The 12,695-nt window shown below is 63.2% G+C and carries 11 protein-coding genes and 1 other RNA gene; 1 reads left to right on the plus strand and 11 read right to left on the minus strand.

Annotated elements, in window-relative coordinates:
* Positions 1-230: 230 nt before the first annotated feature.
* The 8 genes from infB to CCGE531_RS00875 all read right to left on the minus strand — a co-directional run bounded on the left by infB (position 231) and on the right by CCGE531_RS00875 (position 9,618).
* A complete protein-coding gene (gene infB, locus CCGE531_RS00840; RefSeq protein ID WP_120662490.1) occupies positions 231-2,939 on the minus strand; it encodes a translation initiation factor IF-2 in 2,709 nt (902 codons plus the stop codon).
* Between the two features lie 101 nt (positions 2,940-3,040).
* The gene (locus CCGE531_RS00845; RefSeq protein ID WP_120662491.1) at positions 3,041-3,733 is read right to left on the minus strand and encodes an RNA-binding protein; all 693 of its coding nucleotides are present in this window, start codon (positions 3,731-3,733) and stop codon (positions 3,041-3,043) included.
* On the minus strand, positions 3,730-5,337 hold the full coding sequence (gene nusA, locus CCGE531_RS00850) for a transcription termination factor NusA (protein WP_120662492.1): 1,608 nt from the start codon (positions 5,335-5,337) through the stop codon (positions 3,730-3,732). Before nusA ends, CCGE531_RS00845 begins: the two co-directional genes overlap by 4 nt.
* Positions 5,338-5,399: 62 nt before the next feature.
* Entirely contained in the window at positions 5,400-6,008 is a 609-nt protein-coding gene (gene rimP, locus CCGE531_RS00855; RefSeq protein WP_120662493.1) for a ribosome maturation factor RimP, read from the minus strand.
* Positions 6,009-6,167: 159 nt separating this feature from the next.
* A complete protein-coding gene (locus CCGE531_RS00860; protein ID WP_120662494.1) occupies positions 6,168-7,415 on the minus strand; it encodes a lytic murein transglycosylase in 1,248 nt (415 codons plus the stop codon).
* A gap of 215 nt (positions 7,416-7,630) precedes the next feature.
* Positions 7,631-8,236 carry a recombination mediator RecR gene (recR, locus tag CCGE531_RS00865; protein ID WP_120662495.1) on the minus strand — a complete coding sequence of 202 codons (606 nt, stop codon included), beginning with the start codon at positions 8,234-8,236 and terminating at the stop codon, positions 7,631-7,633.
* A 137-nt stretch (positions 8,237-8,373) separates the two neighbouring features.
* Complete coding sequence (locus tag CCGE531_RS00870) at positions 8,374-8,985, minus strand: LysE family translocator (RefSeq protein ID WP_120662496.1); 612 nt, start codon at positions 8,983-8,985, stop codon at positions 8,374-8,376.
* A 96-nt stretch (positions 8,986-9,081) separates the two neighbouring features.
* Positions 9,082-9,618 carry an alpha/beta fold hydrolase gene (locus CCGE531_RS00875; protein ID WP_120662497.1) on the minus strand — a complete coding sequence of 179 codons (537 nt, stop codon included), beginning with the start codon at positions 9,616-9,618 and terminating at the stop codon, positions 9,082-9,084.
* Positions 9,619-9,730: 112 nt separating this feature from the next.
* Here CCGE531_RS00875 and CCGE531_RS00880 point away from each other — a divergent pair, with 112 nt between their 5' ends.
* On the plus strand, positions 9,731-10,207 hold the full coding sequence (locus CCGE531_RS00880) for an Lrp/AsnC family transcriptional regulator (RefSeq protein WP_120662498.1): 477 nt from the start codon (positions 9,731-9,733) through the stop codon (positions 10,205-10,207).
* A gap of 18 nt (positions 10,208-10,225) precedes the next feature.
* Here CCGE531_RS00880 and CCGE531_RS00885 read toward each other — a convergent pair whose 3' ends face one another.
* The 3 genes from CCGE531_RS00885 to ffs all read right to left on the minus strand — a co-directional run bounded on the left by CCGE531_RS00885 (position 10,226) and on the right by ffs (position 12,695).
* Positions 10,226-10,549, minus strand: coding sequence for a YbaB/EbfC family nucleoid-associated protein (locus tag CCGE531_RS00885; RefSeq protein ID WP_120666344.1), 324 nt, complete (start codon positions 10,547-10,549; stop codon positions 10,226-10,228).
* 105 nt (positions 10,550-10,654) lie between these two features.
* Positions 10,655-12,532 carry a DNA polymerase III subunit gamma/tau gene (locus CCGE531_RS00890; RefSeq protein ID WP_120662499.1) on the minus strand — a complete coding sequence of 626 codons (1,878 nt, stop codon included), beginning with the start codon at positions 12,530-12,532 and terminating at the stop codon, positions 10,655-10,657.
* Between the two features lie 66 nt (positions 12,533-12,598).
* Positions 12,599-12,695, minus strand: an RNA gene (gene ffs, locus CCGE531_RS00895) — signal recognition particle sRNA small type.

The raw sequence follows: 12,695 nt of genomic DNA on the forward strand, positions 1-12,695 counted from the left end.
GCGTCCCGTGGACGCGATAAAGCGGGTCAAATGACTCGATCCGGTGCAAAGGTCAAGGCTGGACAGGCTTTGCGGCCCGCCAGAAGCAGAGAATCCCTGCAAATACGATCTCCTGCTCCGTCTGGGAGGAGAAGACGGATGCCGGGACATAGGCCGCGAAGGAGGTGGGACCCAAGAAAAAACCGCCAGTTTTAGCCGGCGGTTTTGATATCTTGCAAATCGAAGATTGCTTAGAGCGTACGGGTGATATGCTCGACGCGGAAGCACTCGATCGTGTCGCCGGCGCGGATATCTTCGTAATTCTCGAAGGCCATGCCGCATTCCTGGCCGACATTGACTTCCGACACTTCGTCCTTGAAGCGCTTGAGTGTCTTGAGCTTGCCTTCGTGGATGACGACGTTGTCGCGCACCAGGCGGACGCCGACGCCACGCTCGACCTTGCCTTCGGTGACGCGGCAGCCCGCGACCTTGCCGACCTTCGTGATGTTGAACACCTCGAGGATCTCGGCATTGCCGAGGAAGGTTTCGCGACGCTCCGGAGAGAGCAGGCCCGACATCGCTGCCTTCACGTCATCCACCAGGTCGTAGATGATGTTGTAGTAGCGGATCTCGATGCCTTCACGCTCCGCGAACTGGCGAGCCTGGGCATTGGCGCGGACGTTGAAGCCGATGATGGCTGCATTCGAAGCTTCGGCGAGCGAGACATCCGATTCCGTGATGCCGCCTGCGCCCGAATGGACGATGCGGGCGCGGACCTCGTCGGTGCCGAGCTTGTCGAGCGCGCCGGCAATGGCTTCGATCGAACCCTGCACGTCGCCCTTGATGACAAGCGGGAATTCCTTCACGCCGACAGCCTGGAGCTGGGTCATCATCTGTTCGAGCGAACCGCGCTGGCCGGACTGGCGGGCAGCGGCCTTATCGCGGGCCAGACGCTGGCGATATTCGGAAATCTCGCGGGCGCGGCTTTCGCTTTCGACGACGGCGAACTTGTCGCCCGCCGCCGGCGTGCCGGACAGGCCGAGAACCTCGACCGGCGTTGCCGGCGTTGCTTCCTTCACATGCTCACCCTTGTCGTTGATCAGCGCGCGCACGCGGCCCCACTGATCGCCGGCAACGACGATCTGGCCGGGACGCAACGTGCCCTTCTGAACGAGGACGGTGGCGACGGAGCCACGGCCTCGATCGAGCTGGGCTTCGATGACGGTGCCTTCCGCGGTACGGTTCGGATTGGCCTTGAGGTCAAGGATTTCCGATTGCAGCAGGATGGCTTCGAGCAACTTGTCGAGGTTGGTGCGGTTCTTCGCGGATACTTCCACGTCGAGCACTTCACCGCCCATGGATTCGACGAAGACTTCGTGCTGCAGCAGTTCCGTGCGGACCTTCTGCGGATTGGCTTCGTGCTTGTCGATCTTGTTGATCGCCACGATGATCGGAACACCCGCTGCCTTGGCATGGTTGATCGATTCGATCGTCTGCGGCATCACGCTGTCGTCGGCCGCAACGACCAGGATGGCGATGTCGGTCGCCTGGGCGCCACGGGCACGCATGGCCGTGAAGGCGGCGTGGCCAGGGGTATCGATGAAGGTGATCTTCTGGCCGTTCTGCTCGACCTGATAGGCGCCGATATGCTGGGTGATGCCACCGGCTTCGCCGGCGACCACGTTGGCATGACGGATGGCGTCGAGCAGCGAGGTCTTGCCGTGGTCGACGTGACCCATGATGGTGACCACGGCCGGACGGGAAACCAGTTCGCCTTCCTCGTCGGCAACGTTGAAGATGCCCTGTTCGACGTCGGATTCCGAAACGCGCTTGACGGTATGGCCGAATTCGCTGGCGATGAGCTCGGCCAGATCGGCGTCGATGACGTCGCCCGGCTTCATCATCTGGCCTTCCTTCATCAGGAACTTGATGACGTCGACGGCGCGTTCGGACATGCGCTGCGACAGTTCCTGAATGGTGATGGTTTCCGGCAGCACGACTTCACGCGAGATCTTTTCGCGCGTTTCCTGCATCTGGCTGCGGCGGAACTTCTCCTGGCGGCGGCGCATGGCCGAAAGCGAGCGGCCGCGGGCGGTTCCGTCTTCGTCGACATTGGCCGTCGTTACAGTCAGCTTGCCGCGGCGGCGTTCTTCGTCGGTTTTCGGACGCGTGGTAACAGGCTTTGCCGGCTCGGGGCGCGTGACCTTGCCGCGTGCCGGAGCGCCACGCGGCGGACCGCGATCACTCTCTGCTTCGTTGACCCGACGGCGGTTGGCAGGTGCCTCGCCGGCGGGGGCGCCGGGGCGTGCCGGCTGCGGAGCCGCATCCGGACGACGCGCAACGGCAGGAGCCGCGGCGGCCTGGACTGCCGGCTTCGGTGCTTCCACCGATGCGGGCGTCTCGACCTTGGCTTCGGCGGCGCGGGCGGCTTCTTCGACGGCGCGGCGGGCAGCTTCGGCCTGTTCGGCGATGCGGCGTGCCTCATCTTCCACACGGCGTCGTGCTTCTTCCTCGGCACGGCGCACGGCATCCGCGGCATCGCGGGCCTGGGCGTCGGCAAGTGCGCGACGGCGCGCGTCCATTTCATCGGCGGACAGGTGGTTCAGAACCACCGGGCGCGATGACCGTTCCTGCTGCGGGCGCTGCTGGCTCTGGCTGGGCTGTCCCGGCCGCTGCTGCTGGCCGCCGGGCTGATGAATGCGCGGAGCTGGCTGCGGCGGGCGCGGTGGCTGCGGCGTCGGTTCCGCAACGCGCGTCACGGATGGCGTCGCCGAGCCGACCATCGGCTTTTCATCTTCGGGGCGTAGAGGGCGGCGCTTGCGGGTCTCAACCACGACCGCCTTGGTGCGACCGCGGCCCATGTCCTGGCGCACGGTGCCCTGGTTCACGCCTGAAGGCTTCAGGGTGAGGGTCTTCTTACCCGATGCACTCAGCGTCTTGTCGTCTTGATTGTCGGTCATTCCGTTCCCGTTCCTTCGGACAGGGCTCGGAAACGTCCGTCAGACCCTGTCGTTCAATGCATGTACCTTAATGAGGCGTCCGGCATTGGCCGGTGACCGCGTCATTGTTTTCGCCGGCCAGCGCCGCCCGTTGCCCGGGACTGACCGCCGTTGCGGTACCGTTCGAGCAGGTTTGCGCGCTTCACTACACCTTCACCCGCCCGCCCCGCAAGCGCTGCGGCATGGATAAAAGCGTTCTGGCCCATCAGTTCTTCCATTTCCGTCTCCGTGAAAACACGGAACGACGGTATTTCCTTTTCGGTCTCCATGCCGAGATGCCAGGCCTTTCGCGCCTGGTCGATCTTGCGGACGCCATCGGCAGCGGCGTCGATCGCATGGAACACGGCGAGTGCCGAACCGTTGCGAACGGAGCCGTCGACCTTTGACGAGCCATTGACGAACTGGCTCGCTTTGCGTGCCATGTGCATCATCCCGGCCAGCTGCGCCACAAGAAGCCGGTCGACGATGGCGCCGAGATCGCTCGGTGCCGTCACCTCCGCCTTCAGGGCGCGAGCAAACAATTTCTTCGCCACCGCCTTGTCCACCAGTGCCCGGTCAAGCTTGACCCAGCAGCCGCGTCCCGGCAGCTGCCGCTTCAGATCGGGAACAACGGTCCCGTCGGGAGCGGCTACGAAGCGGATCAGCTCGTCTGGCGATCCGCTTTCGCGTGTTACGATACACATGCGGCCGTTTGCGTCGTCACCCCCGAGATCGTCGTCTTCAGGCGGTGCGCTCGGCCCCTCGGTGATCGTCATGCTTCTTGCTCGGCTTCATCCTCCGCGACCTCTTCGGTCGTCCCAGCGGCGAGATCGGCCTCGGTGATCCAGCCGGCCAGCAGGCGAGCCTGCACGACCATCTGTTCGGCTTCGACGCGCGAGACTTCGAGCTTGGAAAACAGGCCCTCGAACTTCTTCGTCTCGCCGTTCTTGCGTTCGCTCCAGCCGACGAGGTCATCGGCGGCACAGCCGGCAAAGTCTTCGATCGTCTTGATGCCGTCCTCGCCGAGGGCGACCATCATCTGCGCGGTCATGCCGTTGATCTCACGCAGCTCGTCGGCTACGCCGAGCGACTTGCGCTTCTCGTCCATTTCGGCATCGAGCTTCTCGAGATATTCGCGGGCGCGGGTCTGGATTTCCTGGGCGGTGTCTTCGTCGAAACCGTCAATGGAGGAGATTTCCTCGAGATCGACGTAAGCCAGCTCCTCGACGGCGGCAAAGCCTTCGGAGGCCAGAACCTGGCCGACCATTTCGTCCACATCGAGCGCGTCCATGAACAGGTTGGTGCGCTCGTTGAATTCCTTTTGACGGCGCTCCGATTCCTCGGCTTCCGTCATGATGTCGATATCCCAGCCGGTCAGCTGCGAGGCGAGGCGGACGTTCTGGCCGCGGCGGCCGATGGCCAGCGACAGCTGCTCGTCCGGAACCACGACTTCGATGCGCTCTGCGTCCTCGTCAAGGACGACCTTGGCGACTTCGGCCGGCTGCAGCGCGTTGACGACGAAGTTCGCCGGCTCGCTGGACCAGGGAATGATGTCGATCTTTTCGCCCTGCAGTTCGCCGACGACGGCCTGGACGCGCGAACCGCGCATACCGACGCAGGCGCCGACCGGATCGATCGACGAGTCGTTCGAAATGACGGCGATCTTGGCGCGCGAGCCCGGATCGCGGGCAACCGACTTCACCTGGATGATGCCGTCGTAGATTTCGGGCACTTCCATGGTGAAGAGCTTGACCATGAACTGCGGATGCGTGCGCGACAGGAAGATCTGCGGGCCGCGCTGTTCGCGGCGCACGTCGTAGACATAGGCGCGGACGCGATCGCCGTAGCGGAAGTTCTCGCGCGGGATCATCTCGTCGCGGCGGATGATGCCTTCGCCGCGGCCGAGGTCGACGATGACGTTGCCGTATTCGACGCGCTTGACCGTACCGTTGACGATTTCGCCGACACGATCCTTGAATTCGTCGAACTGGCGGTCACGCTCGGCTTCGCGCACCTTCTGCACGATGACCTGCTTGGCCGACTGGGCGGCGATGCGGCCGAAATCCATCGGCGGCAGCGGATCGGCGATGAAATCGCCAAGGGCGGCGTCCGGGTTGCGGTCGCGGGCCAGTTCCAGCGGGATCTGCGTGGAATAGTCTTCGGCTTTCTCGACGACTTCGAGCAGGCGCTGCAGGCGGATTTCGCCGGTCTTCGGGTTGATGTCGGCGCGGATGTTCGACTCCGTGCCGTAACGCGAACGCGCGGCCTTCTGGATCGCGTCCGCCATTGCGGCAAGCACGATCTCGCGGTCGATGACCTTTTCGCGCGCCACTGCATCTGCGATCTGCAGAAGTTCTAGCCGGTTCGCACTGACTGCCATTGTCTTTAGTCTCCGTCTTCCTGCCTTAAGGTTCCCGTTCCGTCAGGCGGTTCGTTGATCGGTTATTCTTCTTCGTCGTCCGCTTCGTTCTGGTTCGCTGCCTCGGCTTTCGCCAGCTTGTCGGCGCGCAGCGCGTCGCGGATGAGATCGTCGGTCAGGATCAGCTTGGCTTCGGCCAGCGTGCTGAACGGAATGGTCACCTTCGGTTCCTCGCCGTAGGCAACCTGGTCGCGTTCGATCGTGAAGCCATCGTCGTTGACGTCGGCGATCTTGCCGCGGAAACGCTTGCGGTTATCGACCAGGATCGAGGTTTCGCACTTGACGATGTGGCCGTTCCAGCGGACGAAATCCGACTTGCGCACCATCGGGCGGTCGATACCTGGCGAAGACACTTCCAGATGATACGCCTTATCGATCGGATCTTCCACATCCAGAACCGGCGAAATGGCCGTGGAGACCTCTTCGCAGCCCTCGACGGTCATGGTGCCGTCGTTGCGCTCGGTCATGACTTGCAGCGTCAGGCCGTTCTGGTTCAAGAGGCGTACGCGCACCAGGCGAAAGCCCATGCCGACGAGCACCGGCTCGATGATGGCGGCGACACGCTGGTCAAGGCCGGTTTCGACGATCAGCCTGGGTTCATTGGTATTGTCTGCGTTTGTCACGTCCGACAAGCATTCACTCCTGCAGTGTCCATGCATTCGGGGATCGCGCTAATAAAAAAGAGCGGGTCCTTGCGGCCCACTCTTCATCGCACGATCAAGAATTTGATGCGGATATAAGCCCGTTCCCGGCAAATTGCAAGGCATTCGCGCCGAAACCTGCTCGGCTGCCTATTTGAGCACCCCGAGCATCGAGCTGTCGGGATAGCAGGTGGGCTTCATGCCGCCCTTTTCCTGCCATTGGCCGATCGACCGCCTGGTCTTGTAGCCCGGCAGGCCGTCGGTGCCGCCGACATCATAGCCCTTGTGCTCCAAAGCCTTCTGCATGCCGGCGACATCAGAGCGCAGCATCTTGCCGACATCGCCCCATTTTTCCTGGAAGGCGCCGCTGCCATAGGCGATGCGGTCGGCGAGATTGCCGATGTAGAGGCCGTAGAGGTCGGAGTTGTTATATTCCTTGATGACGTAGAAATTCGGCGTGACGATGAATTCCGGCCCGTCGCGGCCGGCCGGCACCAGCATCATGCCGCTGGCCCGCAGTTCGTCCGAGGGAAATGCCTTGCCGGAAATGCGCGTAATCCCGAGCGAAGCCCAATGCGAGATCGGCTTGGCAAGGTCCGGCCCCTCCTGGGCGCAGGAGACGGCCGGCGGGATCGTGGCTTCGTAGCCCCAGCCGCGCCCGCGCTGCCAGCCCTTCTGGACCAGATAGTTGGCTATGGATGCCAGCGTATCAGGCACCGAGGTCCAGATATTGCGATGGCCGTCACCATCGAAATCGACGGCATATTTCAGGTAGTTGGTCGGCATGAACTGCGGCTGGCCAAGCGCGCCAGCCCAGGAACCCTTGAACTGATCCGGCGTGACGTCGCCATGTTCGAGGATGCGCAGGGCCGCGATGATCTCGGTGCGGAACATGTCCTTGCGGGTGGACATGAAGGCCTTGGTCGCCAGCACCTGGACCGCCGAGTTCGGCAGCTTGGCGATGCCGAAGCCGGTCTCGCGGCCCCAGATGGCAAGCAGGATCGGTCCCGGCACGCCATAGGTCTTCTCGATCCGCCGCAGCGCCGGCCCATATTGCGAGGCAAGGCTCCGCCCGGTCGCGGCCAGCTTCTGCAGTCGCGCCTCGTTGAAGTAGGGGGCGGGGGAGGAGAATTCAGCCTGGCTCTGCGCCTGTTCCTTGGGTTTGGGGAAGCCTGGTGGCTCAAGATCCGGCAGATCCCAGTTCAGCATCACGCCGGCGAAGGCGGCCTGGAAGGTCTTTTCGGAAATTCCGGCTTTCCGAGCTTCCGGCCAGAGATCCTTCTGTATCCAGGCCTGGAACTGTGCCTCGACATCGGCCTTCGAGGCGGCGAAGGCTGGCAGAGGGAGGAGGGCGAGGAGGAGGATAAGGATAAGGAGCCGCAGAATATACCGCGACATACCCCCCTCTGTCCCTTTCGCGACATCTCCCCCACAAGGGGGGAGATCGTTAGTGGCGCGCTCTACGCCATATCCATGGTCCGAAGTCTCTGCGGCTGCGATATTGGTTTGAGGCTGGTCGATGCCGCAAGCGGCCAATCTCCCCCCTTGGGGGGGAGATGTCACGAAGTGACAGAGGGGGGTATGCACTCTCCTCATACGCAGTCCTCTCCGTCTCAAATCGCCGTCCGCGCCCGAAGGGCCGCCGCCAGCGTGCCTTCGTCGAGATAGTCGAGCTCGCCTCCGACAGGCACGCCATGGGCAAGGCGGGTGATCTTGATCTCGAGGCCGGCAAGCTGGTCGGTTATATAGTGTGCTGTGGTTTGCCCTTCGACCGTCGCATTGACGGCGATGATGATCTCGCGGACGCCGCCTTCGCCGACGCGCGCGATCAGGCCGCGAATGTTGAGATCGTCAGGCCCGACTCCGTCGAGCGGCGACAGGACGCCGCCGAGCACGTGATAGGCGGCGTTCATCGCGCCTGATCGTTCTAGGGCCCAGAGGTCGGACACATCCTCGACGACGATGATGACGGATTGATCGCGCCGCTCGTCGGTGCAGACGGTGCAGGGATCGACGGTATCGACATTGCCGCAGCGCGAGCAGATCTTCACCTTGTCATAGGCATCGCCCATGGCATGGGACAGCGGCCCGAGCAGCTGATCCTTCTTCTTGATGAGGTGCAGCGCCGCGCGGCGCGCCGAACGCGGCCCGAGGCCCGGCACTTTCGCCAGAAGCTGGATGAGTTTTTCGATTTCGGGGCCGGTGACTCGCTTTGCCATGGGAGGCTTTTAGCTCATAAGCTCACGGAACGGAATCATGGAAGAGATGGTTGACCGATGAAAATACCGGCCGTTTTCCATAGCAAGCTATTATGGCCGAGCCGGGTCGTGCGTAAAGGCGTTGCCGGTCTCCAACCTTACCGCATGGCGATTGCTACGGCCGCGCCCGCCATGGTGCCGGCGCTGGCGCGATTGGCGATGCGCACGGCGCGGCGGCTCTTGAGGAAGGTCCGAGCCTTTGCCGCCAGCATCGCCCAGGAAAGATCGATGACGACAAGCACCGCAAACATCGTCGCCACCAGCTCGGCCCAGCCGGAGATCGTGACCGCGTGCAGATCGATGATCGACGGCAGCAGCGCCATGTAGAACACCATGATCTTCGGATTGCCCATGGTGACCGTGAAGCCGGCGAGGAAGAGCCTTGCGGGCGATTGCGCATCCGGCAGCTGTTCTTCGGTCGTATCGGAGGCGGCAAACCACATCTTCCAGGCGAGATAGAGCAGATAGGCGACACCGAGCCATTTGATCGCCACGAAGGCCAGGTGGAAGGTTTCGGCAATGGTCGCAAGGCCGGCGACGGCACAGGTCAGCCAGATCGCTTCGCCAAGCCACATGCCGGAAAGGAAGGGCAGCACATTGGGCGCGCCCTTCGTCAGCACGCGGGCCACCAGTGCTGCAATGCTCGGCCCCGGCGATCCCGCCGCAATGAACAAAGCACCGGCAAAAACCAGCAGCGTCGACAGGCTCATCGCATTTCCTCCGATCAGGCAGACCAGACGATATCTGGAAGAAGATTTTTAGAGATAGCACTCCGGCCCGGCTTTTCCAAACGCCAGCTTTGGCACTCAAACAAGCTGCGCGCGAAAGCCCTCGAAGATTGCCTTGCCTTCCGGCCAGTCCTCCAGTCCGGACGCCGCATTGATATGGCCGCGAGGCCCGACGTCGACCAAGGCGCCGCCCCAGATTTCGGCGCTGTGGCGCGCATGATCGAGGGAGCCGAAAGGGTCGTAGGTGCTGGCGACGAGCAGGGATGGAAAGGGCAGCCGCTTCCGCGGAGGGTTGGCGAAGCTGCCGGCTTCGGCAAGATAGATTTCGCCGGTGGGGTCGGGGGCGGCCACCAGGAAGGCGCCAAGGATCGCCGTTTTCCTCATGGGTGCCCAATGGGCGATGAGCTGGCAGGCGAGGCTGTGCGCGATCAGGATCGGCGGCGTCCCTGACCGGGAGATTTCCCGCTCGAGCGCGGCAATCCAGTCCGTGAGTATCGGCTTGTCCCAGCTGGACGGCTGGAAGCGGCGCATGCTTGGCTGCTGCCGTTCCCATAATGTCTGCCAGTGGCCGTCGCCCGAGCCGCCAAGCCCCGGAAGCATGATGATATCGCTCATGTCAGTCCTTTCTCCATAGTTTCCTACGGGGAAAGCTGGCATGTCGTTTCATCGATTGACATTGCAATCCATCGGATAAAGCTTGTCACAACCGATGAATTGAAGGTGAGGGATGGATAGTATCGAAAGAGGGCTGGATCCGACGGATCTGTCGATCATCGAGATCCTGCAGCAGGATGGGCGAATCTCGGTGTCGGAACTCGGCCGCCGCGTCGGCCTTTCGCAGCCGGCCGCTTCGGAGCGGCTGAAGCGGCTGGAGGAGCGCGGCGTCATTGCCGGCTACCGCGCGGTCGTCGATCCCGCCGCCGTCGGGCTCGGCATGATGGCGGTCATCCGGCTGCGGACGACGCATGAACACATCCGGCCCTATCTGAAGCAGTTTTCCGAAATGCCCGAGATTATCGAGGTCTTGAGGCTGACGGGCGAGGATTGCTTCCTGCTCAAGGTTCTCGTGCCGACACCATCGGACCTTGAAACCATCGTCGATTCCATTGCCCGCCATGGCGCGGTAACGACGTCGCTGGTGCTGCGAAATGAGCCAATAAAGGCGATCGGCCGCGATCTCATTCGCAAGGCGATCGCCCTCTGAGAGAGTAAGATGCCGGCCTCAGAACGGCAGCTTGAAGCCGGGCGGGATCGGCAGGCCGGCGGTCAGTTCGCGGGTCTTTTCGGCGGCGATCGCCTCGGCCTTTTCCTGGGCATCCTTGTTGGCGGCAACGATCAGGTCCTCGAGGATCTCGACATCGTCTTCCTTGAAGAGCGACGGATCGATCTTGATGCCGAGCATCACGCCCTTGCCGTTGACGGTGGCGGTGACGAGGCCGCCGCCGGCCTTGCCTTCGACGCGAATGTCGGCGATCTCCGACTGCATCTTCTCCATCTTGGCCTGCATTTCCTTAACTTTGCCCATCATGCCCATGATGTCGCGCATCGTCATTGGTCCTTCTTCTGTATGCTTCTATTTTCCATCGGCTAAGACGTGCCGCGGGCCGCCGGGTCGTCGCGCCGAGCGGCTCCGCTGCCTTCCATCTTACCCTTAGAATTCTATATCGTCGCCCGGCAGGATATCGCCATCGACGGATTCGGCGGCCGCCGGCGGGGCGGCTGCTTCCTCTTCATCGTCCGTCTCGGGCGCCCGCACGCGCACGTCGATGATCTTTGCGCCCGGAAATTGCGCCAGGATCGCCGCGACATCGGGGTCTTGCCGCGCATCGGCGACCCGCTGCTTCTGCGTGATCGCCTCGGCCTCGACCAGCGTCGGCTGGCATTCCTCGCGGCTAAGGCTGACGATCCAGTGAATGCCGGTCCATTCCTTGAGCTTGACTGCAAGCTCGTTCAGCAGCGTGCCGGGAGCGCCCGATGCCAGGCTGACATCGAGCCGGCCCGGCTCCAGCTTTACGGGGCGCACGAAGGCGCGCACCAGCGCCTTCAGCTTCGGGTCGCGCTTCTGGCCGGCGAGCTCGGCAATATCGGCCATCGAATTGACCGGCACGAGCGGCTTCGGCGCTTCGGCAGGCTTCGGCTCGATGCGGCCGATGGGTTGCGAATCCGGCTGCGTATTCGGCACGGCGCGCAGCATGGCAACCGGTGCGGAGGGCGTCGGGCGTGGCGCCGGTGTTTCGATGGCTCTCGCCACCGCGCTGCCTTGATAGGAAACCGACGATCCGCCGCCATTGCCGGCGGGGGCACCCGATGGTGCGCGTGCGCCGCCATTGCCATCGGAAAATTCCGCCAGCCTGCGCGCAGCGTCTTCAGGTGCCGGCAGATGGGCCGCGTGCGCGAGCCGGATCAGCACCATTTCGGCAGCGCCCGCGGTGCGCGAGGCATTCTCCGTCTCGGTAATGCCCTTGAGAAGCATCTGCCAGATGCGGGAAAGCGCCGTTACCGCGATACCCTGCGCGAATTCCGTCGCTTTGGTGCGCTCGACTTCACTGAGCGACGGGTCGTCGGCGGCATCGGGCACATATTTGAGGCGGGTCACGAGATGGGTGAAATCGGCAAGATCGGTCAGGACGACGACGGGGTTGGCGCCGGCCTCGTATTGGCTGCTGAATTCGGACAAGGCAGACGAAACATCGCCTTTGACGATATGGCTGAAGAGATCGACGATGCGGGCGCGGTCGGCAAGCCCGAGCATCGCGCGCACCGCGTCGGCGGCAACGAAGCCGCTGCCATGGGCGATCGCCTGGTCGAGCAGCGACAGGCCGTCGCGCGCCGAGCCTTCTGCGGCGCGGGCGATCATGGCGAGTGCCTCCGGTTCGGCCTCGATGTCTTCCTTGCCGGCGATGGTGGTGAACAGCCCGACGAGATCGGAAGCGCTGATGCGGCGCAGGTCGAAGCGCTGGCAGCGCGACAGCACCGTGATCGGCACCTTGCGGATTTCCGTCGTGGCAAAGATGAACTTCACATGCTCGGGCGGTTCTTCCAGCGTCTTCAGCAAGCCGTTGAAGGCGGCGGTCGACAGCATGTGCACTTCGTCGATAATGTAGACCTTGTAGCGGGCCGAAACCGGCCGGTAGCGCACCTGCTCGATGATCTCTCTGATATCGTCGATGCCGGTGTGTGAGGCTGCGTCCATCTCGATGACGTCGACATGCCGGCCTTCCATGATCGCCTGGCAATGCTCGCCGGGTTCGCGCAGATCGATGGTGGGCCGATCGACCGCAGCGGTCTTGTAGTTGAGGGCGCGTGCCAGGATGCGGGCGGTCGTCGTCTTGCCGACACCGCGCACGCCGGTCAGCATATAGGCCTGGGCGATGCGGCCGGTCTCGAACGCGTTGGTCAGCGTGCGAACCATCGGCTCTTGGCCGACCATCAGATCCGTGAAGTCCTTGGGCCTGTATTTGCGGGCCAGCACCCGGTAACCGGTGCCGGTCGAGGCGGCATCTTTTGCTTGTCGCTCGCTGTCGCTCATCGCCCTGCTTTTTGCCCGGTGCCCAGCTTATTGTCCGGCGAAAGCCGGGTCTTGCTTTCGGAAAGGGTGGGAGGCTGGCACGATGACCCGTGCCGGGCTCGTTAGGGCTGCTTCCTTCCGGACCTGACCCGGTTGGCGAGTGGCTCGTCCACCACCAACCTCC

The sequence above is a fragment of the Rhizobium sp. CCGE531 genome (genome assembly GCF_003627795.1).
GTDB lineage: Bacteria > Pseudomonadota > Alphaproteobacteria > Rhizobiales > Rhizobiaceae > Rhizobium.

Bases quoted from the DNA above. Each gene is read 5' to 3' on its own strand.
- infB (WP_120662490.1), bottom strand. From the start codon at position 2,939: ATGACCGACAATCAAGACGACAAGACGCTGAGTGCATCGGGTAAGAAG.
- CCGE531_RS00845 (WP_120662491.1), bottom strand. From the start codon at position 3,733: ATGACGATCACCGAGGGGCCGAGCGCACCGCCTGAAGACGACGATCTC.
- nusA (WP_120662492.1), bottom strand. From the start codon at position 5,337: ATGGCAGTCAGTGCGAACCGGCTAGAACTTCTGCAGATCGCAGATGCA.
- CCGE531_RS00860 (WP_120662494.1), bottom strand. From the start codon at position 7,415: ATGTCGCGGTATATTCTGCGGCTCCTTATCCTTATCCTCCTCCTCGCC.
- recR (WP_120662495.1), bottom strand. From the start codon at position 8,236: ATGGCAAAGCGAGTCACCGGCCCCGAAATCGAAAAACTCATCCAGCTT.
- CCGE531_RS00870 (WP_120662496.1), bottom strand. From the start codon at position 8,985: ATGAGCCTGTCGACGCTGCTGGTTTTTGCCGGTGCTTTGTTCATTGCG.
- CCGE531_RS00875 (WP_120662497.1), bottom strand. From the start codon at position 9,618: ATGAGCGATATCATCATGCTTCCGGGGCTTGGCGGCTCGGGCGACGGC.
- CCGE531_RS00880 (WP_120662498.1), top strand. From the start codon at position 9,731: ATGGATAGTATCGAAAGAGGGCTGGATCCGACGGATCTGTCGATCATC.
- CCGE531_RS00885 (WP_120666344.1), bottom strand. From the start codon at position 10,549: ATGCGCGACATCATGGGCATGATGGGCAAAGTTAAGGAAATGCAGGCC.
- CCGE531_RS00890 (WP_120662499.1), bottom strand. From the start codon at position 12,532: ATGAGCGACAGCGAGCGACAAGCAAAAGATGCCGCCTCGACCGGCACC.